Source organism: Streptomyces sp. NPDC050743, assembly GCF_044456925.1.
Taxonomy (GTDB): domain Bacteria; phylum Actinomycetota; class Actinomycetes; order Streptomycetales; family Streptomycetaceae; genus Streptomyces.
Genome location: NZ_JBITGJ010000018.1, coordinates 46,464 through 69,374, shown reverse-complemented (window position 1 = coordinate 69,374; position 22,911 = coordinate 46,464). Strand labels below are relative to the sequence as shown.

The 22,911-nt window shown below is 69.1% G+C and carries 20 protein-coding genes; 16 read left to right on the top strand and 4 right to left on the bottom strand.

The genetic code is table 11. The annotated features are described in order from the left end of the window. Positions 1–15: 15 nt before the first annotated feature. Positions 16–324: a PASTA domain-containing protein gene (locus tag ACIBJF_RS19625; protein ID WP_399175237.1), complete on the bottom strand. Its 309-nt coding sequence runs from the start codon at positions 322–324 to the stop codon at positions 16–18. 109 nt (positions 325–433) lie between these two features. Then, positions 434–952, bottom strand: coding sequence for a GNAT family N-acetyltransferase (locus ACIBJF_RS19620; protein WP_399175126.1), 519 nt, complete (start codon positions 950–952; stop codon positions 434–436). A 97-nt stretch (positions 953–1,049) separates the two neighbouring features. Here ACIBJF_RS19620 and ACIBJF_RS19615 point away from each other — a divergent pair, with 97 nt between their 5' ends. Beyond that, entirely contained in the window at positions 1,050–2,342 is a 1,293-nt protein-coding gene (locus tag ACIBJF_RS19615) for a geranylgeranyl reductase family protein (RefSeq protein WP_399175124.1), read from the top strand. 7 nt (positions 2,343–2,349) lie between these two features. On the opposite strand, the gene def is transcribed toward ACIBJF_RS19615, so the two are convergent. Both def and ACIBJF_RS19605 read right to left on the bottom strand, forming a co-directional pair. After that, the gene (gene def / locus ACIBJF_RS19610; RefSeq protein WP_399175122.1) at positions 2,350–2,976 is read right to left on the bottom strand and encodes a peptide deformylase; all 627 of its coding nucleotides are present in this window, start codon (positions 2,974–2,976) and stop codon (positions 2,350–2,352) included. A 151-nt stretch (positions 2,977–3,127) separates the two neighbouring features. Then, the gene (locus tag ACIBJF_RS19605) at positions 3,128–3,931 is read right to left on the bottom strand and encodes a C40 family peptidase (protein WP_399175120.1); all 804 of its coding nucleotides are present in this window, start codon (positions 3,929–3,931) and stop codon (positions 3,128–3,130) included. Positions 3,932–4,683: 752 nt separating this feature from the next. Here ACIBJF_RS19605 and ACIBJF_RS19600 point away from each other — a divergent pair. The 15 genes from ACIBJF_RS19600 (at position 4,684) to recQ (ending at position 22,885) form a co-directional block, all read left to right on the top strand. Beyond that, positions 4,684–5,043, top strand: coding sequence for an NADH-quinone oxidoreductase subunit A (locus ACIBJF_RS19600; RefSeq protein WP_399175118.1), 360 nt, complete (start codon positions 4,684–4,686; stop codon positions 5,041–5,043). 13 nt (positions 5,044–5,056) lie between these two features. Then, positions 5,057–5,611: an NADH-quinone oxidoreductase subunit B family protein gene (locus ACIBJF_RS19595; RefSeq protein ID WP_009190037.1), complete on the top strand. Its 555-nt coding sequence runs from the start codon at positions 5,057–5,059 to the stop codon at positions 5,609–5,611. Next, entirely contained in the window at positions 5,608–6,378 is a 771-nt protein-coding gene (locus tag ACIBJF_RS19590) for an NADH-quinone oxidoreductase subunit C (protein WP_399175116.1), read from the top strand. The genes ACIBJF_RS19595 and ACIBJF_RS19590 overlap by 4 nt, the downstream gene beginning before the upstream one ends. Continuing rightward, the gene (locus ACIBJF_RS19585; RefSeq protein WP_399175114.1) at positions 6,375–7,700 is read left to right on the top strand and encodes an NADH-quinone oxidoreductase subunit D; all 1,326 of its coding nucleotides are present in this window, start codon (positions 6,375–6,377) and stop codon (positions 7,698–7,700) included. The genes ACIBJF_RS19590 and ACIBJF_RS19585 overlap by 4 nt, the downstream gene beginning before the upstream one ends. Further along, positions 7,697–8,563: an NADH-quinone oxidoreductase subunit NuoE gene (gene nuoE / locus ACIBJF_RS19580; protein WP_399175113.1), complete on the top strand. Its 867-nt coding sequence runs from the start codon at positions 7,697–7,699 to the stop codon at positions 8,561–8,563. The genes ACIBJF_RS19585 and nuoE overlap by 4 nt, the downstream gene beginning before the upstream one ends. Then, positions 8,563–9,909, top strand: coding sequence for an NADH-quinone oxidoreductase subunit NuoF (gene nuoF / locus ACIBJF_RS19575; RefSeq protein WP_399175111.1), 1,347 nt, complete (start codon positions 8,563–8,565; stop codon positions 9,907–9,909). The genes nuoE and nuoF overlap by 1 nt, the downstream gene beginning before the upstream one ends. Then, on the top strand, positions 9,906–12,410 hold the full coding sequence (locus tag ACIBJF_RS19570) for an NADH-quinone oxidoreductase subunit G (RefSeq protein ID WP_399175109.1): 2,505 nt from the start codon (positions 9,906–9,908) through the stop codon (positions 12,408–12,410). Before nuoF ends, ACIBJF_RS19570 begins: the two co-directional genes overlap by 4 nt. Continuing rightward, on the top strand, positions 12,407–13,771 hold the full coding sequence (nuoH, locus tag ACIBJF_RS19565) for an NADH-quinone oxidoreductase subunit NuoH (protein ID WP_399175108.1): 1,365 nt from the start codon (positions 12,407–12,409) through the stop codon (positions 13,769–13,771). Before ACIBJF_RS19570 ends, nuoH begins: the two co-directional genes overlap by 4 nt. Then, positions 13,764–14,366 (top strand): NADH-quinone oxidoreductase subunit NuoI, encoded by a 603-nt coding sequence (nuoI, locus tag ACIBJF_RS19560; RefSeq protein WP_399175107.1) that lies wholly within the window; start codon positions 13,764–13,766, stop codon positions 14,364–14,366. Before nuoH ends, nuoI begins: the two co-directional genes overlap by 8 nt. Further along, complete coding sequence (locus ACIBJF_RS19555) at positions 14,363–15,205, top strand: NADH-quinone oxidoreductase subunit J (protein WP_399175106.1); 843 nt, start codon at positions 14,363–14,365, stop codon at positions 15,203–15,205. Before nuoI ends, ACIBJF_RS19555 begins: the two co-directional genes overlap by 4 nt. Then, positions 15,202–15,501, top strand: a complete 300-nt coding sequence (nuoK, locus tag ACIBJF_RS19550) for an NADH-quinone oxidoreductase subunit NuoK (protein WP_023547474.1) — start codon at positions 15,202–15,204, stop codon at positions 15,499–15,501. The genes ACIBJF_RS19555 and nuoK overlap by 4 nt, the downstream gene beginning before the upstream one ends. Before the next feature lie 15 nt (positions 15,502–15,516). Continuing rightward, the gene (gene nuoL, locus ACIBJF_RS19545; RefSeq protein ID WP_399175103.1) at positions 15,517–17,463 is read left to right on the top strand and encodes an NADH-quinone oxidoreductase subunit L; all 1,947 of its coding nucleotides are present in this window, start codon (positions 15,517–15,519) and stop codon (positions 17,461–17,463) included. Positions 17,464–17,468: 5 nt separating this feature from the next. Next, entirely contained in the window at positions 17,469–19,040 is a 1,572-nt protein-coding gene (locus ACIBJF_RS19540; protein ID WP_399175102.1) for an NADH-quinone oxidoreductase subunit M, read from the top strand. After that, positions 19,037–20,686, top strand: a complete 1,650-nt coding sequence (nuoN, locus tag ACIBJF_RS19535) for an NADH-quinone oxidoreductase subunit NuoN (protein ID WP_399175100.1) — start codon at positions 19,037–19,039, stop codon at positions 20,684–20,686. The genes ACIBJF_RS19540 and nuoN overlap by 4 nt, the downstream gene beginning before the upstream one ends. Before the next feature lie 216 nt (positions 20,687–20,902). After that, entirely contained in the window at positions 20,903–22,885 is a 1,983-nt protein-coding gene (gene recQ, locus ACIBJF_RS19530) for a DNA helicase RecQ (protein ID WP_399175099.1), read from the top strand. The last annotated feature ends 26 nt before the right edge of the window (positions 22,886–22,911 follow it).

Below are 22,911 nucleotides of genomic sequence, written 5' to 3'. Positions count from 1 at the left end.
GGCCCTTCACGGCGCCTAGCGGTTGATCGTCTCGAAGGCGTCCCCGGGCTCACCGAGTTCGCGTTGCATTCCGCCGCTGGGCGGCCGTGGGATGCGTGGCTCGCGCACGCCTCCGCCGCCCTCTCCCTCACCGAAGTCGAACCACACGTACACCATGGAGTCCCGGGGCACCTCGGCGCCGGGCTGCGGGTACTGGCGTACGACGTAGTCGACGACCGCGAGGTGGAAGTCCGGGCGGTCCGGCGCGTTGAGGAACAGGCCCCGCGCCTGGGCCGTCTCGCGCGCGTCCATGGCCATCAGTCCGACCAGCCGCGGCACGCGCACTTCGGGTGTTTTGGGTGTTATGTGCACAGATGTCACCCCCAGCGGTACTGGAAGGGTAACTCCCGTGCGCCCCGGCTGGAAGGAGTCGGTGTCTTTCTGTGACAGATGGCTACTCTGTGTGGTCGAGGCTCAGCCGGAAGCACAGGGCGTCTTCGTCCAGGGTGGGATGCGGATAGGTCTCCGCCGGGCGCATGCCGAGCCGCCGGGCCACCGCGATCGACCGCTCGTTTCCCGGCCGGACCATCGCCACCACCTCCTTGACCCCGGCCGTCCGCACCCGCCGCAGCGTCTCGCGCGCGGCCGCGGTGACGTACCCCTTGCCCCAGTGCGCGCGGCCGAGCCGCCAGCCGATCTCTGTCTCGCCGACCGGACCCCACTCCGGCCGCCAGGGCTGCGCTCCGGTGAAGCCGATGACCTCACCGGACTCGTCCAGCATGGTCCACAGGCAGAAGCCGAGTTCGGCGTCGTGCCGCCGCTGCCGCGCGGTGAGTTCCTCGTAGACCGACAGCGCGGCCGGTCTGCCGCCGTAGAACTCCATGACCTCGGGGTCGTCGAAGACCCGGTGCCAGGCGATCGCGTCCTCATGGGTGGGAACGCGCAGCCGTACCGCGGGGAGAGGTCGGTTCACAGGGCAGCCCTTCAGCCGGGTGATCAATTCTGCTGAATAGACTGCCCATGTCCAGTGCCGGTCGGCACACAGATTTCGAACTTGGGGAGATCCCGCCGTGACCGTCGAGACCGAGCCCCTCTCCGAGAACACCGCCGATGTGATCGTCGTGGGCGCGGGGCCCGCCGGCTCCACGACCGCGTACCACCTCGCCAAGGCCGGCCTCGACGTCCTGCTCCTGGAGAAGACCGAGTTCCCGCGCGAGAAGGTGTGCGGCGACGGCCTCACCCCGCGCGCGGTCAAGCAGCTCGTCGCCATGGGCATCGACATCTCCGAGGAGGCCGGCTGGCTGCGCAACAAGGGCCTGCGCATCATCGGCGGCGGCGTCCGCCTCCAGCTGGACTGGCCGGAGCTGGCCTCCTACCCGAACTACGGACTCGTCCGCAAGCGCGACGACTTCGACGAGCAGCTCGCCCGCAACGCCCAGAAGGCGGGGGCGCGGTTGTACGAGCGCTGCAACGTGAGCGGCCCGGTCATCGACGACCGCACCGGCCGCATCACCGGTGTCACCGCCAAGCTCGGCGAGGAGAAGCGCGAGGTCACCTTCCACGCGCCCTTGGTGGTGGCCGCCGACGGCAACTCCACCCGCCTGTCCCTCGCGATGGGCCTGCACCGCCGCGAGGACCGCCCGATGGGTGTCGCGGTGCGCACCTACTTCACCTCGCCCCGCCACGAGGACGACTACCTGGAGTCCTGGCTGGAACTGTGGGACCGCCGCGGCCCCCAGGACCGGCTGCTGCCCGGCTACGGCTGGATCTTCGGCATGGGCGACGGCACCTCGAACGTCGGCCTCGGTGTGCTGAACACCTCCGCCTCCTTCAAGGAGCTGGACTGGCGCGAGATCCTCAAGGCCTGGTGCGCCTCCATGCCGGAAGACTGGGGGTACACCCCCGAGAACATGACCGGCCCCATCCGTGGCGCCGCCCTCCCCATGGCCTTCAACCGCCAGCCGCACTACACGCGCGGCCTGCTGCTCGTCGGTGATGCCGGCGGCCTGGTGAACCCCTTCAACGGCGAGGGCATCGCCTACGCCATGGAGTCCGGCCAGATCGCCGCCGACGTCATCGTCCAGGCCCACGCGCGGGCCACGCCCGCCCAGCGCGAGATCGCCCTGCAGCGCTACCCGCGCGTCCTGAAGGACACCTACGGCGGCTACTACACGCTCGGCCGTGCCTTCGTGAAGCTCATCGGCAACCCGAAGGTCATGCAGATCGCGGCGCAGCGCGGCCTCACCCACCCGATGCTTATGAAGTTCACCCTCAAGCTGCTGGCGAACCTCACCGACCCCACGGGCGGCGACGCGATGGACCGCATCATCAACGGCCTGAGCAAGGTGGCCCCGAAGGCGTGAGCCTTTTCTAGGACCGGCTCAGCTCCTCGGCACGGGCGGCCCGGCGGGCGAACACCTCGTCCCGTCGGTCCGTCATCTGCCGCAGCGCGTCCTTTTTCTCCCGCTTGGAGAGCCGATCCAGGTAGATGTACCCGTTGGTGTGGTCGGTCTCGTGGATGAGGCAGCGCGCGAAGTATCCCGTGCCCTCGATGACAACGGGGTCGCCGTCCTTGTCCTGCCCGCGCACGACGGCCCGGTCCGGCCGCGGTACGGCCATCACGGCACCCGGAACCGACAGACAGCCCTCGCCCTCGTCCAGCAATCGCCGCCCGCTCGTGGGCGTTTCGAGCACCGGATTGACGATGTGCCCGACATGCCGGACTCCGTCGTCATCGGGGCAGTCGTACACGAATAGCCGCAGATCGACCCCCACCTGATTCGCCGCGAGTCCCGCTCCTTCGGCGACATACAGGGTCAGGAACATGTCGTCGACGAGTGCGGCGAGGTCGGGTCCGAACTCCGTGACGTCCCGGCACGGCTTGTGCAGGACTTCCTCGCCGACCTCGGTGATCCGGCGCACCGCGCCGCGCCTGGCCTCGGGGGCGTGGCGGGGGTAGTAGTCGGCGGGCCTTCCCTGTACGAACACACGTGGCATGCCGCGGTCTCCTTCGCTCATGGACGGACCGCCGGACGGCGGTCCGAGCAGAGCATGTCAGGAGCGGCGCTCCACGGCGCCGGGTACGGCGCAAGGGCCGCTGCCCCCGAGCGGCTGCGGCCCTGTCGCGCGTGAGAGGTGCGTGGTGCGGTCAGAGCACCCGCACGGCGCCGGTCGGCGGGTCGTACGACAGCGGCTTCTCCACGATGCCGGTGGAGGGGTTCTGCGCGCCGACGAACATACCGTCGCCGACGTACACCGCCACGTGGTACGCGCTGCCCGCGCTGCCCCAGTAGAGGATGTCGCCCGGCTGCAGGTTGCTCAGCGAGACCTGCGTGCCGGCGGTCGACTGGTCCTGGGAGACGCGCGGCAGGCTGACGCCGATCTGCTTGAAGGCGGCCTGCACCAGGCCGGAGCAGTCGTAGGCGCTCGGGCCGGAGGCGCCCATGACGTAGGACTTGCCGATCTGCGCCTTCACGAAGGAGATGACGGCCGCCGCGGAACCGGTGGCCGTGCTCGTGGAGGTACCGGCGCTGTCCGTGGCGGCGAGCGTCGTCCGGGCCGCGGTGCGCGAGGCACGCTCGGCGGCGGCCTTGCGGGCGGCCTCCTCGGCCTTCTTCTTGGCTTCGGCGGCCTTCTGCTTCGCCTCCGCCAGGTCCGCCTTGGCCTGCTTCGCGGCCTTTGCGGCGGCCGCGTCACGCTCGGCCTGCAGCTGGTAGTTCGCGGCGGCCTGCTGGGTGGCGTCTGCGGACTTGGCGGCCTGAGCGGCCAGGTCGGCCGTCAGGGTGGGCAGTTCGAGGGTCTGCGTCACCGGCTCGGCCGCGTTCGCCGAGCCCGACGCCCCGGCCACTGCCAGGGTGCTGAGGACGCCACCGGCAACTCCGGCCCGCATCGCGAGGGTCGACGCGCTGCGGCGGGGCTTCCGGTGGCTGCGTATGTGAGCGGTGTGGGACATGGGAACAACCGGTATCAGGGGCTCCTTCATATCTTCAAGAAACGTGTGCTGCGCCACAGTTGCTCAATCGAGACCTGAAATCCCGGGCGCGCCGCTCTTTATTGACGCCGTAACGGACATTGCGGACGCCCGCGATCAAGGGCTTGATCACGGTCTTTGATCATTACGTCCGAATTGCCCCACGCTTACCACTGGTTGAGGTCATTGGCCAAGCCCGGCTCTCAGGGACCTCTCATCGATGTGGCGGAGGTCACGGAACGGTCACCGGAAACGCGGCGTCCCGTGCGCGAGGAGCTCGTGAACGCGTGCACGCGTCCGGACCCCCGTCCACATCGCACCTCGCACCTCCCCCTGATGTGTGAACGCGTCCCTCTATCAGTCGCCCACGTCCAGCACTAATTTGCATGCGTCGGAACCCTCTTGATATGGAGACGCACCCTCCCGCCTGCGATGACGAGCGAGAATGTCACTTCTCGTGATCAACTGAACGCTTCGCGTATGAAGATCACTCATAATCCGACTTCATGATCCTTCGTCAGGTGGTGGAGATCACAAAGCTCGTGCAATACCCCGTGTCGCAGATCACAGAGCGACGGGCATAAGATGCGTGGCAACTGGGCTTGTGACCTGCTTCACATGTTCTCGATCTTCGCCCGGGACGGCGGGGCTCGTGGGACCGGTGAGGTGGAAGTGAGCTCAGTGCACCAGTGCAACCGCCAGCAGTCAGCGCCGACTGAGAGGAGCGAGGAGCGGTGAACGCGTATGCGCCCATCCTCGTACTGGGAGCCCTCGGGGCAGGCTTTGCGATCTTCTCCGTGGTCATGGCCACGCTGATCGGTCCGAAGCGGTACAACCGCGCCAAGGTCGAGGCCTACGAGTGCGGTATCGAGCCGACCCCCACGCCGGCCGGCGGCGGGCGCTTCCCCATCAAGTACTACCTGACGGCGATGCTCTTCATCGTCTTCGACATCGAGATCGTCTTCCTCTACCCCTGGGCCGTCACCTTCGACGCCCTGGGGATTTTCGGGCTCGTGGAGATGCTGCTCTTCGTGCTCACCGTCTTCGTCGCGTACGCGTACGTATGGCGGCGCGGCGGCCTGGAATGGGACTGAGGGGCCTTAGGACATGGGACTCGAAGAAAAGCTGCCGAGCGGCTTCCTGCTGACCACCGTCGAGCAGGCCGCGGGCTGGGTGCGCAAGGCGTCCGTCTTCCCGGCCACCTTCGGCCTGGCCTGCTGCGCCATCGAGATGATGACCACCGGCGCCGGCCGGTACGACCTGGCGCGCTTCGGCATGGAGGTCTTCCGCGGCTCACCGCGTCAGGCCGACCTGATGATCGTCGCCGGCCGGGTCAGCCAGAAGATGGCGCCGGTGCTCCGGCAGGTCTACGACCAGATGCCCAACCCGAAATGGGTGATCTCCATGGGCGTCTGCGCCTCCTCGGGCGGCATGTTCAACAACTACGCGATCGTCCAGGGCGTCGACCACATCGTCCCGGTCGACATCTACCTGCCGGGCTGCCCGCCCCGCCCCGAGATGCTGATGGACGCGATCCTCAAGCTCCACCAGAAGATCCAGTCCACCAAGCTCGGCGTCAACGCCGAGGAGGCCGCCCGCGAGGCGGAGGAAGCGGCGCTCAAGGCCCTGCCCACGATCGAGATGAAGGGGCTGCTGCGGTGAGCGACGCGAACGGCAACGGCACGGGCGGCGTGAACGGGTCCGCGAACGGGGTGAACCCCGAGAAGGACCTCTCCGCCTCCAACCTCCCCGGCCAGCGCGGCCAGGGCGGCGAGGAGATCCGCGTCCAGCGCGGCATGTTCGGCGCCAACAACGGCGGCGACACCTCCGGCTACGGCGGCCTGGTCCGCTCGGTCCGACTCCCGGGACCGGCGACCCGGCCCTACGGCGGCTGGTTCGACGAGGTCGCCGACGAGCTGGAGGGCGCCCTGGAGGAACAGGGACTCCTCCCCGACAACGCCATCGAGAAGACGGTCGTCGACCGCGGCGAGCTCACCTTCCACATCGAGCGCGAGCACCTGCTCCGCGTCGCCCGCACCCTGCGCGACGACCCGGCCCTGCGCTTCGAACTGTGCACCGGCGTCAGCGGCGTCCACTACCCGCACGACAAGGGCCGCGAGCTGCACGCCGTTTACCACCTGCGCTCGATCACCCACAACCGGCTGCTCCGCCTCGAAGTCAGCGCCCCCGACGCCGACCCGCGCATCCCGTCCCTCGTCTCCGTCTATCCGACGAACGACTGGCACGAGCGCGAGACCTACGACTTCTTCGGAATCGTCTTCGACGGTCACCCGGCCCTGACGCGGATCATGATGCCGGACGACTGGCAGGGCCACCCGCAGCGCAAGGACTACCCCCTCGGCGGCATCCCCGTCGAGTACAAGGGCGCCCAGATCCCGGCTCCGGACCAGCGGAGGTCGTACTCGTGAGCAGCACCCAGTCAGCAGCCGCCCGGGAAACCACCGAGGGCACCGTCTACACGGTCACCGGTGGCGACTGGGACGAGGTCGTCCAGTCCGCGACCCGCGCCGACGACGAACGCATCGTCGTCAACATGGGTCCCCAGCACCCCTCCACTCACGGAGTGCTCCGCCTGATCCTGGAGATCGAGGGCGAGACGGTCACCGAGGCCCGGTGCGGCATCGGCTATCTCCACACCGGCATCGAGAAGAACCTCGAGTTCCGCACGTGGACGCAGGGCACCACCTTCGTCACGCGCATGGACTACCTGACGTCCTTCTTCAACGAGACCGCCTACTGCCTCGCCGTCGAGAAACTCCTCGGCATCGAGGACGACATCACCGAGCGGGCCAAGATCATCCGGGTGCTCCTGATGGAGCTGAACCGGATGTCCTCCCACCTGGTGTGCATCGCCACCGGCGGCATGGAGCTCGGCGCCACCACGATCATGATCTACGGCTTCCGTGATCGTGAAATGATTCTCGACCTCTACGAGCTCATCACGGGCCTGAGGATGAACCACGCGTACATCCGCCCCGGCGGACTCGCCCAGGACCTGCCGCCCGGCGCGGTGGACCAGATCCGCGAGTTCGTGAAGAAGATGAAGAAGAACCTCCCGGAGTACGACAAGCTCGCCACCGGGAACCCCATCTTCAAGGCCCGCATGCAGGACATCGGCTACCTCGACCTGGCCGGGTGCATGGCCCTCGGCGCCACCGGCCCGATCCTGCGCTCCACCGGCCTGCCGCACGACCTGCGCAAGGCACAGCCGTACTGCGACTACGAGACGTACGACTTCGAGATCCCGACCGCCGACACCTGCGACGCCTACGGCCGCTTCCTTGTCCGCCTGGAGGAGATGCGCCAGTCGCTCAGGATCATCGAGCAGTGCCTGGACCGGCTCCAGCCCGGCCCGGTCATGGTCGCCGACAAGAAGATCGCCTGGCCCGCCCAGCTCGCGCTCGGACCGGACGGACTCGGCAACTCCCTCGACCACATCAAGAAGATCATGGGCACCTCCATGGAGGCCCTGATCCACCACTTCAAGCTCGTCACCGAGGGCTTTCGCGTTCCGCCGGGACAGGCGTACGCGGCCGTCGAGTCCCCCAAGGGCGAACTCGGCGTGCACGTCGTCTCCGACGGCGGCACCCGCCCCTACCGGGTCCACTTCCGCGACCCGTCCTTCACCAACCTGCAGGCCATGGCGGCGATGTGCGAGGGCGGCCAGGTCGCCGACGTCATCGTCGCCGTCGCGTCCATCGACCCCGTGATGGGAGGCGTCGACCGGTGACCACCTCTTCTTCGGAGCGGGGCGTCAGCCTGGGCATGCCCGAACTGCCCGCGCCCGCCTACCCGGACGACGTCCGGGCCCGGCTGGAGGCGGACGCGCGCGAGGTCATCGCGCGCTACCCGGACTCCCGGTCCGCCCTGCTCCCGCTGCTCCACCTCGTGCAGTCGGAGGAGGGCCATGTCACGCGCACCGGAATGCGGTTCTGCGCGGACATGCTGGACCTGACCACGGCCGAGGTCACCGCCGTCGCCACCTTCTACACCATGTACCGGCGCAAGCCGTCCAGTGACTACCAGGTGGGCGTGTGCACGAACACGCTGTGCGCGGTGATGGGCGGAGACGCGATCTTCGAGACCCTCCAGGAGCACCTGGGCGTCGGCAACGGCGAGACCACCGACGACGGCAAGGTCACCCTGGAGCACATCGAGTGCAACGCGGCCTGCGACTACGCGCCGGTCGTGATGGTCAACTGGGAGTTCTTCGACAACCAGACGCCGGGCAGCGCCAAGCGCCTCGTCGACGACCTGCGCGCGGGACGGCCCGTACAGCCCACGCGCGGGGCGCGGCTGTGCACGTTCAAGGAGACCGCGCGGATCCTGGCCGGCTTCCCCGACGAGCGGCCCGGGGCCGTCGAGGAGGGCGGAGGTGCGGGACCGGCGTCGCTGGTGGGCCTTCGCCTGGCAAGGGGAGAGGCCGCACCCGCGCGCGTGGTCCATCCGCGCGGAGGTCCCCACGAGCAACCGCAGGACAGGGTGCACGAGCCGTCGCCGGCCGAACACCTCAGTTCCCATGACGCGCCGCTGGACACATCGGCCTCCGACCCGGCCCACCCGGCAGGGCCTACCGCCGAGGAGGGGGAGTGATGACCGTGGTACCCGAGGTCAAGGACACGAGCCCCGAGAAGCTGCTCGCACCCGTGCTGTCGGCCTTCTGGGACGAGGACCGGTCCTGGACTCTGGACGTCTACCGGAGGCACGAGGGGTACGAGGGGCTCCGCAAGGCGCTCGCCATGTCACCGGACGACGTGATCGCCTACGTCAAGGAGTCCGGTCTGCGCGGCCGCGGCGGCGCGGGGTTCCCGACCGGAATGAAGTGGCAGTTCATTCCGCAGGGTGATGGAAAACCTCACTATCTAGTTGTCAACGCCGACGAATCGGAGCCCGGGACCTGTAAGGACATCCCGCTCCTCTTCGCGAACCCGCACAGCCTCATCGAGGGCATTGTGATCGCGTGTTATGCCATCAGGTCGTCGCATGCCTTCATCTATCTGCGTGGTGAAGTCGTCCCCGTTCTACGGCGGTTGCACGAGGCCGTGCGCGAGGCCTACGCGGCGGGCTACCTCGGCGAGAACATCATGGGCAGCGGGCTGGACCTCAAGCTCACCGTGCACGCGGGCGCCGGCGCGTACATCTGCGGTGAGGAGACCGCACTGCTGGACTCGCTCGAAGGCCGCCGTGGTCAACCGCGGCTGCGTCCCCCCTTCCCTGCGGTGGAAGGCCTCTACGCCTGTCCGACTGTTGTGAACAACGTCGAGTCGATCGCGTCGGTTCCCGCGATCCTGAAAAACGGGAAAGACTGGTTCAGGTCGATGGGCAGCGAGAAGTCCCCGGGCTTCACGCTCTACTCGCTCAGCGGCCATGTCGCCAGCCCCGGCCAGTACGAGGCTCCGCTCGGCATCACGCTCCGCCAGCTCCTCGACATGAGCGGCGGCATGCGGCCCGGGCACCGCCTGAAGTTCTGGACGCCGGGCGGCTCCTCGACGCCGATGTTCACCGACGAGCACCTCGACGTCCCCCTCGACTACGAGGGCGTCGGCGCCGCCGGCTCGATGCTCGGCACCAAGGCCCTGCAGTGCTTCGACGAGACGACCTGCGTGGTGCGGGCCGTGACCCGCTGGACCGAGTTCTACGCCCACGAGTCCTGCGGAAAGTGCACGCCCTGCCGCGAAGGGACGTACTGGCTGGTGCAGTTGCTGCGGGACATCGAGGCCGGCAAGGGCGCCATGTCCGACCTCGACAAGCTCGCCGACATCGCCGACAACATCAACGGCAAGTCCTTCTGCGCCCTCGGCGACGGCGCCGCGTCCCCGATCTTCTCCTCGCTGAAGTACTTCCGCGAGGAGTACGAGCAGCACATCACGGGCCGGGGCTGTCCCTTCGACCCGGCCAAGTCGACGGCCTGGGCGGACCGCCCGGAGGTGAACGCATGACCGTGACCACCAGTGCTCCCACGGGTGGGGGAGAGGCGGCGGTCCCGCCGGAAGACCTCGTCACGCTGACGATCGACGGCATCGAGATCAGCGTGCCCAAGGGCACCCTGGTCATCCGGGCCGCCGAGCAGCTCGGCATCGAGGTCCCCCGGTTCTGCGACCACCCCCTACTCGACCCCGCCGGCGCATGCCGTCAGTGCATCGTCGAGGTCGAGGGCCAGCGCAAGCCGATGGCGTCCTGCACCATCACCTGCACCGACGGCATGGTGGTGAAGACCCAGCTCACCTCACCGGTCGCGGAGAAGGCCCAGCACGGTGTGATGGAGCTGCTGCTCATCAACCACCCGCTGGACTGCCCGGTCTGCGACAAGGGCGGCGAGTGCCCGCTGCAGAACCAGGCCATGTCGCACGGCAACGCCGAGTCCCGCTTCGAAGGCAAGAAGCGCACCTACGAAAAGCCCGTGCCGATCTCCACGCAGGTGCTGCTCGACCGCGAGCGGTGCGTGCTGTGCGCCCGCTGCACCCGCTTCTCCAACCAGATCGCGGGCGACCCGATGATCGAGCTGATCGAGCGGGGCGCACTGCAGCAGGTCGGCACCGGCGAGGGCGACCCGTTCGAGTCGTACTTCTCCGGCAACACCATCCAGATCTGCCCGGTCGGAGCGCTCACCTCGGCGGCCTACCGGTTCCGCTCCCGCCCCTTCGACCTCGTCTCCTCGCCGTCGGTCTGCGAGCACTGCTCCGGCGGCTGTGCCACCCGCACCGACCACCGGCGCGGCAAGGTCATGCGGCGGCTCGCCGAGAACGACCCCGAGGTCAACGAGGAGTGGATCTGCGACAAGGGACGCTTCGCGTTCCGCTACGCGCAGATGAAGGACCGCCTGGACACTCCGCTCGTCCGTAACGCCGACGGTGTCCTGGAACCCGCGTCCTGGCCGGAAGCCCTGGAGGCGGCCGCCCAGGGCCTGACCGCCGCACGTTCCCGGGCCGGCGTCCTCATCGGCGGCCGGCTGACCGTCGAGGACGCCTACGCGTACAGCAAGTTCGCGCGCGTGGCGCTCGACACCAACGACATCGACTTCCGCGCGCGCGTGCACAGCGGCGAGGAGGCGGACTTCCTGGCCTCCCGGGTGGCAGGCCGCGGCCGGGACCTCGACGGCACGGGCGTCACCTACACCTCCCTGGAGAAGGCGCCCGCGGTCCTGCTGGTCGGCTTCGAGTCGGAGGAGGAGGCGCCCGGCGTTTTCCTGCGGCTGCGCAAGGCCTGGCGCAAGCGCAAGCAGAAGGTGTTCGCGCTGGCCACACACGCCACCCGGGGTCTGCAGAAGGCGGGCGGCACCCTGCTGCCGGCCGCGCCCGGCACCGAGACCGAGTGGCTGGACGCCCTCGCGAGCGGCGTCGGCCTGGAGGAGCCCGGCGCCCGTGCCGCCGAGGCCCTGCGCAGCGAGGGCGCGGTCATCGTCGTCGGTGAGCGGCTCGCCGCGGTGGCCGGCGGCCTCACCGCCGCCGTACGCGCCGCCGCCGCGACCGGCGCCCAGCTGGTGTGGATCCCGCGCCGGGCAGGCGAGCGCGGTGCCGTCGAGGTGGGCGCACTGCCGTCGCTGCTGCCGGGCGGCCGTCCGGCGACCGACCCGCGTGCGCGAGAAGAGGTCGCCGCCGTCTGGGGGCTCGCCGAACTCCCGCTGCGCTACGGCCGCGACACCCACCACATCGTCGAGGCCGCCGCCACCGGCGAACTGTCGGCCCTCGTGGTCGCCGGGGTGGAGGTCGCCGACCTGCCCGACCCGTCACGCGCGCGTGAAGCACTCGACAGCGTCGGCTTCCTGGTGTCGCTGGAGCTGCGGCCCAGCGAGGTCACCGAGCACGCCGATGTCGTCCTGCCGGTCGCCGCGGTCGCCGAGAAGGCGGGCACCTTCCTCAACTGGGAAGGCAGGGTGCGTCTCTTCGACGCCGCCTTCAAGCCCGACCAGATGACACGTCGCCTCGCACCGACCGACACGCGCGTGCTGCAGATGCTGGCCGACGCCATGGACGTCCACCTGGGCCTGCCGGATCTGCGCACCACGCGCGCGGAGATCGACCGGCTCGGCTCCTGGGACGGCCCGCGCGCCCAGGACCCCCACGAGACCGCGGGCGCGCTGCCCCGCCCGGCCGCCGGCGAGGCCGTACTCGCCGGGCACCGGCTCCTTCTCGACCAGGGCGTCCTCCAGGAGGGCGACGAGGCGCTCGCCGGAACCCGGCATGCCGCGCACGCGCGCGTGTCGGCGGCGACGGCCGCGGAGGCGGGCGTCGAGGAAGGCGACGCCCTCGCCGTCACAGGTCCTGCCGGGACCGTCGAACTGCCGCTGCAGATCACCGAGATGCCCGACCGGGTGGTCTGGCTTCCGCTGAACTCCGTCGGCGCCGGCGTCGCCTCCGACACCGGGGCACGGCCCGGCTCACTCGTCCGCATCGGCCCGGCGGCATCCGCCGAACAGGCCCCCAAGGAGGTGGAGGCATGAGCCCGTACCTCGCAGCTGAAAACCTCTCGATGTTCGGCCGCGACCCCTGGTGGCTGGTCGTCGTCAAGGCCGTGTTCTGCTTCGCCTTCCTGATGGTGACCGTGCTGTTCTCCATCGTCTGGGAGCGCAAGGTCGTCGCCTGGATGCAGCTGCGCATCGGCCCGAACCGGCACGGCCCCTGGGGCATGCTCCAGTCGCTCGCCGACGGCGTGAAGCTGATGCTCAAGGAAGACATCATCGTCAAGCGCGCCGACAAGGTGGTCTACGTCCTGGCGCCGATCGTCGCGGCCATCCCGGCCTTCATGGCGATCGCGGTGATCCCCTTCGGCCCGGCCGACAACGAGATCTCGATCTTCGGCACCCGCACCACGATGCAGCTGACCGACCTGCCGATCGCGATGCTCTACATCCTCGCGGTCGCCTCCGTCGGCATCTACGGCATCGTCCTCGCGGGTTGGAGTTCCGGATCCACCTACCCGCTCCTCGGCGGCCTGCGCTCCTGCGCGCAGATGATCTCCTACGAGATCGCCATGGGCGCCGCGTTCGCCTCCGTGTTCCTGTACTCGGGGTCGATGTCGACGTCCACGATCGTCGAGCAGCAGCACGACCGCTGGTACATCCTGCTGCTCCCGGTCTCGTTCATCCTCTACATCGTCACGATGGTCGGCGAGACCAACCGCGCCCCCTTCGACATGCCGGAGTCCGAGGGCGACCTGGTCGGCGGCTTCAACACCGAGTACTCGTCCATCAAGTTCGCGATGTTCATGCTCGCCGAGTACGTGAACATGGTGACGGTGTCGGCTGTGTCGACCACGCTGTTCCTCGGCGGCTGGCGCGCCCCCTGGCCGATCAGCTCGTTCTGGCAGGGCGCGAACCACGGCTGGTGGCCGCTGCTCTGGTTCGTGATCAAGGTCCAGCTGCTGCTGTTCTTCTTCATCTGGCTGCGCGGCACGCTCCCACGCGTCCGCTACGACCAGCTGATGAAGCTCGGCTGGAAGGTCCTCATCCCGGTCTCCGTGACCTGGCTGATGCTGGTGGCGACCGTACGGGCCCTGCGCAACGAGCACTACGACTTCCCAAGCATCGCCCTACCGGTCGTCGGCGCGGTCCTCGCCCTGCTGGTGATCTCCTACGTCGTCGACATGTTCCGGGAGAAGGCCAAGGCGGCCGAGCAGCCCGCCGCCGAGGAGGCCGGATTCGACGCGATGGCGGGCGGATTCCCCGTACCGCCGCTGCCCGGACAGGAGTTGCCGCCGGTGCCCAGGCGCCGCTCACGCCGTGAGCGGGAGCTGATTGTCAGTGGCGGGTCGGACACTGTCAGTGACGGATCTTCGGATGGAAAGGAGGCGTCCGATGGCTGAGGAGCCCAAGGAGACCAAGCCCGGTTTCCAGAACCCCGTGGCCGGCTTCGGCGTGACCTTCAAGGCCATGTTCAAGAAGCGGCTGACCGAGCAGTACCCGGAGCAGAAGAAAACCACGGCTCCGCGGTTCCACGGACGGCACCAGCTCAACCGCCATCCGGACGGCCTGGAGAAGTGCGTCGGCTGCGAGCTGTGCGCCTGGGCCTGCCCCGCCGACGCCATCTACGTGGAGGGCGCCGACAACACCGACGAGGAACGCTACTCGCCGGGCGAGCGGTACGGCCGCGTCTACCAGATCAACTACGCCCGCTGCATCCTGTGCGGCCTGTGCATCGAGGCGTGCCCCACACGCGCGCTGACGATGACCAACGAGTTCGAACTGGCCGACTCCAGCCGCGCCAACCTCATCTACACCAAGGAACAGCTCCTCGCCGGCCTCGAAGAAGGCATGGTCGACACACCGCACGCGATCTTCCCAGGGACCGACGAACAGGACTACTACCGGGGCCTGGTGACCCAGGCCGCGCCCGGTACGGTCCGCCAGGTCGCCGTCTCCAAGGGTGAGAAGCCCGAGGACCAGGAGGTGGACGCATGAGCCCGCAGCTCGCCGCCTACACCACCTCCACCGGTGAGGCCTTCCAGTTCTGGGTCCTCGGCACCGTCGCGGTGATCGGCGCCCTGTGCACCGTCTTCATGAAGAAGGCCGTGCACAGCGCGCTCTGCCTGGCCGGGACCATGATCGTCCTGGCGGTGTTCTACCTCGCCAACGGCGCCTACTTCCTGGGCATCGTGCAGATCGTCGTCTACACCGGCGCGATCATGATGCTGTTCCTGTTCGTGGTGATGCTCGTCGGCGTCACGGCCGCTGACTCGCTGAAGGAGACCATCAGGGGCCAGCGCTGGCTGGCCCTTCTGTGTGGGATCGGCTTCGGAGTCCTGCTGCTGGCCGGCATCGGGAACGCCTCCCTTAAGGACTTCGCCGGCACCGGCCAGGCGAACGCGAACGGCAATGTGGAGGGCCTCGCCTCCCTCATCTTCACCAAGTACGTGTTCGCCTTCGAAATCACCGGCGCCCTGCTCATCACCGCCGCCGTCGGTGCCATGGTGCTCACCCACCGCGAGCGCACCGAGCGCGCCAAGACCCAGCGCGAGCTGTCCGAACAGCGCGTACGCGACGGGAAGTACGTCCCGCCGCTGCCCGCCCCCGGTGTCTACGCCCGGCACAACGCCGTCGACATCGCGGGCCTGCTCCCCGACGGCACCCCGTCCGAGCTGACCGTCAGCAAGACGCTGCGCGAGCGCGGCCAGATCCGTGACGTGTCGGCGGAGGCGCTCAACGACCTGCGGGCGCTGGAGCAGCGCGCGCAGGAACGCCTGGAGCGCACGGCGATCGAACCGGCGACGTTCAAGCGGCCCGAGGAGGCGTCGAAGTGAACCCGGTCAACTACCTCTACCTCGCCGCCCTGTTGTTCACGATCGGTGCGACCGGCGTACTGATCCGGCGCAACGCCATTGTGGTCTTCATGTGCATCGAGCTGATGCTGAACGCCTGCAACCTCGCGTTCGTCACCTTCTCCCGGATGCACGGCAACCTCGACGGCCAGATCATCGCCTTCTTCACGATGGTCGTCGCCGCCGCGGAGGTCGTGGTGGGCCTCGCGATCATCGTGTCGCTGTTCCGTACCCGCCACTCGGCCTCGGTCGACGACGCCAGCCTGATGAAGCTGTAAGGGGTCGGAAGAATCGTGGAGAACCTGATCGCGCTGCTCATCGCGGCGCCCCTGCTCGGAGCGGCCGTCCTCCTGGTCGGCGGCCGGCGCCTGGACAGCGTCGGCCACTGGATCGGCACGCTGCTCTCGTTCGTCTCCTTCGTCATCGGTGTCGTCCTCTTCGCCGACCTGCTCGGCAAGAGCGCCGACCAGCGCACGCTGACCCAGCACCTGTGGACCTGGATCCCGGTCGGCAGCTTCCAGGCGGACGTAACCTTCCGCCTGGACCAGCTGTCGATGACGTTCGTCCTGCTCATCACGGGCGTCGGCTCGCTGATCCATCTGTACTCGGTCGGGTACATGGAGCACGACGAGCGGCGCCGCCGCTTCTTCGGCTACCTGAACCTGTTCCTGGCGGCGATGCTGCTGCTCGTCCTCGCCGACAACTACCTGCTGCTGTACGTCGGCTGGGAAGGCGTCGGCCTCGCCTCGTACCTGCTGATCGGTTTCTGGCAGCACAAGCCCAGCGCCGCGACGGCCGCGAAGAAGGCCTTCCTGGTCAACCGCGTCGGCGACATGGGCCTGTCGATCGCGATCATGCTGATGTTCACCACCTTCGGCAGCTTCGCCTTCGGCCCGGTCTTCGGCCACGCCGGCGACACGTCCGAGGGCAAGCTCACCGCTATCGCGCTGATGCTGCTCCTCGCCGCCTGCGGCAAGTCGGCCCAGGTGCCGCTGCAGTCCTGGCTCGGTGACGCCATGGAGGGCCCGACCCCGGTCTCGGCCCTGATCCACGCGGCGACGATGGTGACCGCGGGCGTGTACCTGATCGTCCGTTCCGCCGCCATCTTCAACGCGGCGCCCGACGCCCAGCTCGCCGTCACCGTGGTCGGTGCGGTCACGCTCCTCTTCGGTGCGATCGTCGGTTGCGCGAAGGACGACATCAAGAAGGCGCTGGCCGGTTCGACCATGTCGCAGATCGGCTACATGGTGCTGGCGGCGGGCCTCGGCCCCATCGGCTACGTCTTCGCCATCATGCACCTGGTGACGCACGGCTTCTTCAAGGCCGGGCTGTTCCTCGGTGCCGGTTCCGTCATGCACGGCATGAACGACGAGGTCGACATGCGCCGCTACGGCGGCCTGCGGAAGTACATGCCGATCACGTTCATCACCTTCGGGCTCGGCTACCTCGCCATCATCGGCTTCCCGGGCCTGTCCGGCTTCTTCTCCAAGGACAAGATCATCGAGGCGGCCTTCGCCAAGGGCGGCACCGAGGGCTGGATCCTCGGCGGCGCGGCCCTGCTGGGCGCGGCCATCACCGCCTTCTACATGACGCGCGTGATGCTGATGACGTTCTTCGGAGAAGAGCGCTGGCGACACGCCCCGACCCCGTCCCCGGCCGAACCGAGCGTGGAGCCCGCCGCCGAGACGCGCGGCGAGCACGCCGAGCCGCACCCGCACGAGTCGCCCAAGGTCATGACGATCCCCATGATCCTGCTGGCCGTGGGATCGGTGGCCGGCGGTTTCTTCTTCAACCTCGGCGACCGCTTCCTGCACTGGCTCGAACCGGTCACGGGGCACAGCGAGGGCCACTCGCCGGTCGGCGCGGCGGCGGTCACCGGCGCGACCATGGTCTGCCTGGTCGTCGGCGTCGGCATCGCCTGGGCCCAGTACGGCCGCAAACCCGTTCCGGCCGTCGCCCCGCGCGGCTCGCTGCTCACCCGCGCGGCCCGCCGCGACCTGCTCCAGGACGACTTCAACCATGTGGTCCTGGTGCGCGGCGGCGAGCACCTGACGCGCTCCCTGGTCTACGTCGACCACACGCTGGTCGACGGCGTCGTCAACGGCACGGCGGCCGGCTTCGGCGGCCTGTCCGGACGGCTCCGCCGGGTCCAAAACGGCTTCGCCCGCTCCTATGCGGTCTCGATGTTCGGCGGTGCGGCACTCCTGGTCGCCGCGACCCTGCTGATGAGGGCGGTCTGATACCGATGTCCTTTCCTCTGCTGACAGCGACGGCGGCGCTCCCGGCCGTGGGAGCCGTCGCCACGGCCGCCGTACCGGCCGCGCGGCGCACCGCCGCCAAGTGGCTGGCGCTGCTCGTCTCGCTCGCCACACTCGCCCTGGCGATCATCGTCCTGGTCCGTTTCGACCCGGGCGGCGCCCGCTACCAGCTCACCGAGTCCCACGCCTGGATCGAGAACTTCGGCGTGCGATACGAGCTGGGGGTCGACGGCATCGCGGTGGCGCTGGTCGCCCTGACCGCCGTACTGATCCCGTTCATCATCCTCGCGGGCTGGCACGACGCGGACCCGCTGGAGACGGGCAGCCGCCGCTGGCGCCCCACCCAGGGCTTCTTCGCGCTGATCCTGGCCGTCGAGGCGATGGTGGTCATCTCGTTCGAGTCCACCGACGTCTTCCTCTTCTACATCTTCTTCGAAGCCATGCTCATCCCGATGTACTTCCTCATCGGCGGCTTCGGAGACCGCGCCCATGCGCAGGGCGAAGAGGCGGCCTCGACGCAACGGTCGTACGCGGCCGTCAAGTTCCTCCTCTACAACCTGGTCGGCGGTCTGATCATGCTGGCCGCGGTGATCGGCCTCTACGTGGTGGCCGGAAACTTCAGCCTCCAAGAGATCGCGCAGGCCCGCGCCAACGGCTCGCTGCACATGGCGACGAGCACGGAGCGCTGGCTGTTCCTGGGCTTCTTCTTCGCGTTCGCGGTGAAGGCGCCGCTGTGGCCGCTGCACACCTGGCTGCCCAACGCCATGCAGGAGTCCACCGCCCCGGTCGCCGTACTCATCACCGCGGTCGTCGACAAGGTCGGCACCTTCGCGATGCTCCGCTTCTGCCTCCAGCTGTTCCCCGAGGCCAGCAAGTGGGCGACGCCCGTCATCCTCGTCCTCGCCCTGATCAGCATCGTCTACGGCGCACTGCTCGCCGTCGGCCAGCGGGACATCAAGCGCCTGGTGGCCTACGCGTCGATCTCGCACTTCGGCTTCATCATCATGGGCATCTTCGCGATGACCAGCCAGGGCCAGTCCGGCGCGACGCTCTACATGGTCAACCACGGCATCTCCACGGCCGCGCTGATGCTGGTCGCCGGCTTCCTGATCTCCCGGCGCGGCTCGCGGCTCATCGCCGACTACGGAGGTGTGCAGAAGGTCGCCCCGGTGCTCGCCGGCACCTTCCTGATCGGCGGCCTCGCCACCCTCTCGCTGCCCGGACTCGCCCCCTTCGTCAGCGAGTTCCTGGTCCTGGTCGGCACGTTCACGCGCTACCCGGCGATCGGCATCATCGCCACCTTCGGCATCGTCCTCGCGGCGCTCTACACCCTCGTCCTGTACCAGCGGACGATGACGGGCCCGGTGAAGCCCGAGGTCTCGGCGATGCCCGACCTACGCGCGCGTGAACTCGTCGTCGTCGCCCCGCTGATCGTGCTGCTGATCTTCCTGGGCGTCTACCCGAAGCCCGTCACGGACATCGTCAACCCCGCGGTCAAGCAGACCATGTCCGACGTACACAAGACCGACCCCAAGCCCTCGGTGGAGGCGGCCAAGTGAGCGCAACAGTCGTCCACAGCCTGTGGACAACCGCGGCCGACCCGATCGCGAAGATCCCGGCACCGAAGATCGAATACGGACAATTGTCGCCGACGCTGATCGTCGTCGGTGCGGCGCTGGTCGGCGTGCTGATCGAGGCGTTCGTCCCGCGCAAGTCCCGCTACTACGCCCAGGTGTTCGTGTCCGTCGTCGCGCTGTGCGCCGCCTTCGCCGCGGTGGTCGCGCTGGCGGCCGACGGCTACGGCACCACCAAGGCGCACATCGCGGCCATGGGGGCGATCGCGGTCGACGGCCCGTCCCTGTTCCTGCAGGGCACGATCCTGCTGGCCGGTCTCGTCGGCCTGTTCACCTTCGCCGAGCGGCGCCTGGACCCGGCGGCGCACGGCAACCGCGTCGACTCCTTCGCCGCGCAGGCCGCCTCCGTACCGGGGAGCGACAGCGAGAAAGCGGCGGTGAAGGCGGGATTCACCACCACGGAGGCCTTCCCGCTCCTCCTCTTCGCGATCGCCGGCATGCTGGTGTTCCCCTCGGCCAACGACCTGCTGACCCTGTTCGTGGCCCTGGAGGTCTTCTCCCTGCCGCTGTACCTGCTGTGCGCGCTGGCCCGCCGCAAGCGGCTGATGTCGCAGGAAGCCGCGGTCAAGTACTTCCTGCTCGGCGCGTTCGCCTCCGCGTTCACGCTGTTCGGCATCGCCCTGCTGTACGGCTACGCCGGCTCGGTGTCGTACGCGCGCATCGCGCAGGTCGTCGACGGCACGGTCACCAACGTCGACCCGGCGCTCGCCAACACCATGGGCAACGACGCACTGCTGCTGCTCGGCAGCGCCCTGATCGTGATGGGCCTGCTGTTCAAGGTGGGCGCGGTGCCGTTCCACATGTGGACGCCGGACGTCTACCAGGGCGCGCCGACCCCCGTGACCGGCTTCATGGCGGCGGCGACGAAGGTGGCCGCGTTCGGCGCGCTGCTGCGCCTGCTGTACGTCGTCCTGCCCGGGATGCGCTGGGACTGGCGGCCGGTCATGTGGGCGGTGGCGATCATCACCATGCTCGGCGGCGCGATCGTCGCGATCACGCAGACCGACATCAAGCGACTGCTGGCGTACTCGTCCATCGCGCACGCCGGATTCATCCTCGCGGGTGTCATCGCCACGTCGAAGGACGGCGTCTCATCCGTCCTCTTCTACCTGGCCGGCTACTCGTTCGTGACGATCGGCGCCTTCGCGGTGGTCACGCTGGTGCGCGACGCGGGCGGCGAGGCGACCCACCTGTCGAAGTGGGCGGGGCTCGGCCGCCGCTCCCCGCTGGTCGCGGCGGTCTTCGCGGTGTTCCTGCTGGCCTTCGCCGGCATCCCGCTGACCTCCGGCTTCGCCGGGAAGTTCGCGGTGTTCAAGGCGGCGGCGGACGGCGGCGCGGCCCCGCTGGTCGTGGTCGGTGTGATCTCCTCGGCGATCGCCGCGTTCTTCTACATCCGTGTGATCGTCCTGATGTTCTTCAGCGAGCCCAGGCCGGAGGGCCCGACCGTCGCCGTCCCGTCCCCGCTGACCATGACGGCGATCGCCGTGGGCGTCGCGGTGACGGTGGTGCTCGGTGTGGCGCCGCAGTACTTCCTGGACCTGGCGAGCCAGGCGGGAGTGTTCGTGCGCTGACGCCCCCAGGTACACAGCGGCCCGGCACCTCAGGGGGGCGCCGGGCCGTCGTGCTGTCGGCGACAGGGGAAAGCCGCTCGTCGCTTCACGTCAGCGTCCGATGACGCGGAAGAACGGACCAAGCCTGTGGATAACTCCGAGGCTGTCGGTCCGGGCCCCTATGGTGGAGGCAGTGGTCGAGGAACGACACACGGGGGACCGACGGGGGACAGGACGATGGGTGCGACGGGCGGGATCAGCGAGATGCCACAGGTGACCGAGGGGCCGGGCGCGGCCGACAGCGAGGCGCTGGCCACCCTGCACCGGGTCTTCGGATACGAGGCCTTCCGGGGCGAGCAGGCAGCGATCATCGAGCATGTCGTGGCGGGCGGCGACGCCGTCGTCCTCATGCCCACCGGCGGCGGAAAGTCGCTGTGCTACCAGATCCCGGCCCTGGTCAGACCGGGTACGGGCGTGGTGATCTCGCCGCTGATCGCCCTCATGCAGGACCAGGTGGACGCCCTGCGTGCCCTGGGCGGGCGCGCCGGCTTCATCAACTCCACGCAGGACTTCGACGAGCGGCGCGTGGTCGAGGCCGAGTTCCTGGCCGGCGAGCTTGACCTGCTGTACCTGGCGCCGGAGCGGCTGCGCCTGGAGGGCACCCTGGACCTGCTCTCCCGCGGCAAGATCTCCGTCTTCGCGATCGACGAGGCGCACTGCGTGTCCCAGTGGGGTCACGACTTCCGCCCCGACTACCTCACCCTGTCCCTCCTCGGCGAGCGCTGGCCGGACGTCCCGCGCATCGCCCTCACCGCCACGGCCACCCACGCCACCCACCAGGAGCTCACCCAGCGGCTGAACCTGCCGACGGCCCGCCACTTCGTCGCCAGCTTCGACCGACCCAACATCCAGTACCGGATCGTGCCCAAGGCCGACCCCAGGAAGCAGCTGCTCGCCTTCCTTCGCGAGGAGCACGCGGGCGACGCCGGCATCGTGTACTGCCTGTCGCGCAACTCGGTGGAGCGGACGGCGGAGTTCCTGGCCGCCAACGGCATCGCGGCGGTGCCGTACCACGCGGGCCTGGACGCGGGCATGCGCGCCGCCCATCAAGCACGTTTCCTGCGCGAGGACGGCCTGGTCGTGGTGGCGACCATCGCCTTCGGCATGGGAATCGACAAGCCGGACGTACGGTTCGTCGCCCACCTGGACCTGCCCAAGTCGATCGAGGGCTACTACCAGGAGACCGGCCGCGCGGGCCGCGACGGACTGCCGTCCACGGCCTGGATGGCGTACGGCCTGAACGACGTCATACAGCAGCGCAAGCTGATCCAGTCCGGCGAGGGCGACGAGGCGTTCCGCCGCCGGGTCACCGCCCACCTCGACGCCATGCTCGCGCTGTGCGAGACGGCCCGGTGCCGCCGCGGCCAGCTGCTCGCCTACTTCGGCCAGGACCCCGACGCGGAGGCCTGCGGCAACTGCGACACCTGCCTCACCCCGCCGGAGACCTGGGACGGCACGATCGCCGCGCAGAAGGTGCTGTCGACGGTGGTACGGCTGCAGCGGGAGCGGGGGCAGAAGTTCGGCGCCGTGCAGATCGTCGACATCCTGCTCGGCAAGCGCACCGGCAAGGTGATCCAGTTCGACCACGACCAGCTGTCCGTCTTCGGCATCGGACAGGACCTCACCGAGGCCGAGTGGCGGGGCGTCATCCGGCAGCTGCTGGCCCAGGGGCTGCTCGCGGTCGAGGGGGAGTACGGCACTCTGGTGCTCACCGAGGCGAGCGGCACCGTGCTGCGGAGAGAGCGGGAGGTGCCGCTGCGCAAGGAGCCGAAGAAGCCCGCCGTCTCCCGGTCCCGGTCGGCCGGCCCCTCCGGCGGCGACCGCAAGGCCAAGGCCGCCGCGGCCGAGCTGCCCGACGAACTCCTCCCCGCCTTCGAGGCGCTGCGTGCCTGGCGCGCCGAACAGGCCCGCGAGCAGGGCGTGCCGGCGTACGTCATCTTCCATGACGCCACCCTGCGGGAGATCGTCAGCCGCAGGCCCGGTTCGGTGCGTGAGCTCGGCACGGTGAGCGGCGTCGGCGAGAAGAAGCTGGCGACGTACGGGGAGGGCGTGCTGGCCGTGCTGGCCGCTTTGGACGACCCGGCCCCGACCGCGGGCGACGCGCAGGACGCCGACTGGCCGGAGCCGGACGAGGAGCCTGGGCCGGACGACTGGATATAGCCCCCTGTCCGTCCGGACGCGGTGGC

Bases quoted from the DNA above. Each gene is read 5' to 3' on its own strand.
- nuoF (WP_399175111.1), top strand. From the start codon at position 8,563: ATGACCGTGGTACCCGAGGTCAAGGACACGAGCCCCGAGAAGCTGCTC.
- nuoI (WP_399175107.1), top strand. From the start codon at position 13,764: ATGGCTGAGGAGCCCAAGGAGACCAAGCCCGGTTTCCAGAACCCCGTG.
- ACIBJF_RS19570 (WP_399175109.1), top strand. From the start codon at position 9,906: ATGACCGTGACCACCAGTGCTCCCACGGGTGGGGGAGAGGCGGCGGTC.
- ACIBJF_RS19540 (WP_399175102.1), top strand. From the start codon at position 17,469: ATGTCCTTTCCTCTGCTGACAGCGACGGCGGCGCTCCCGGCCGTGGGA.
- nuoH (WP_399175108.1), top strand. From the start codon at position 12,407: ATGAGCCCGTACCTCGCAGCTGAAAACCTCTCGATGTTCGGCCGCGAC.
- recQ (WP_399175099.1), top strand. From the start codon at position 20,903: ATGGGTGCGACGGGCGGGATCAGCGAGATGCCACAGGTGACCGAGGGG.
- ACIBJF_RS19605 (WP_399175120.1), bottom strand. From the start codon at position 3,931: ATGTCCCACACCGCTCACATACGCAGCCACCGGAAGCCCCGCCGCAGC.
- ACIBJF_RS19595 (WP_009190037.1), top strand. From the start codon at position 5,057: ATGGGACTCGAAGAAAAGCTGCCGAGCGGCTTCCTGCTGACCACCGTC.
- def (WP_399175122.1), bottom strand. From the start codon at position 2,976: ATGCCACGTGTGTTCGTACAGGGAAGGCCCGCCGACTACTACCCCCGC.
- ACIBJF_RS19555 (WP_399175106.1), top strand. From the start codon at position 14,363: ATGAGCCCGCAGCTCGCCGCCTACACCACCTCCACCGGTGAGGCCTTC.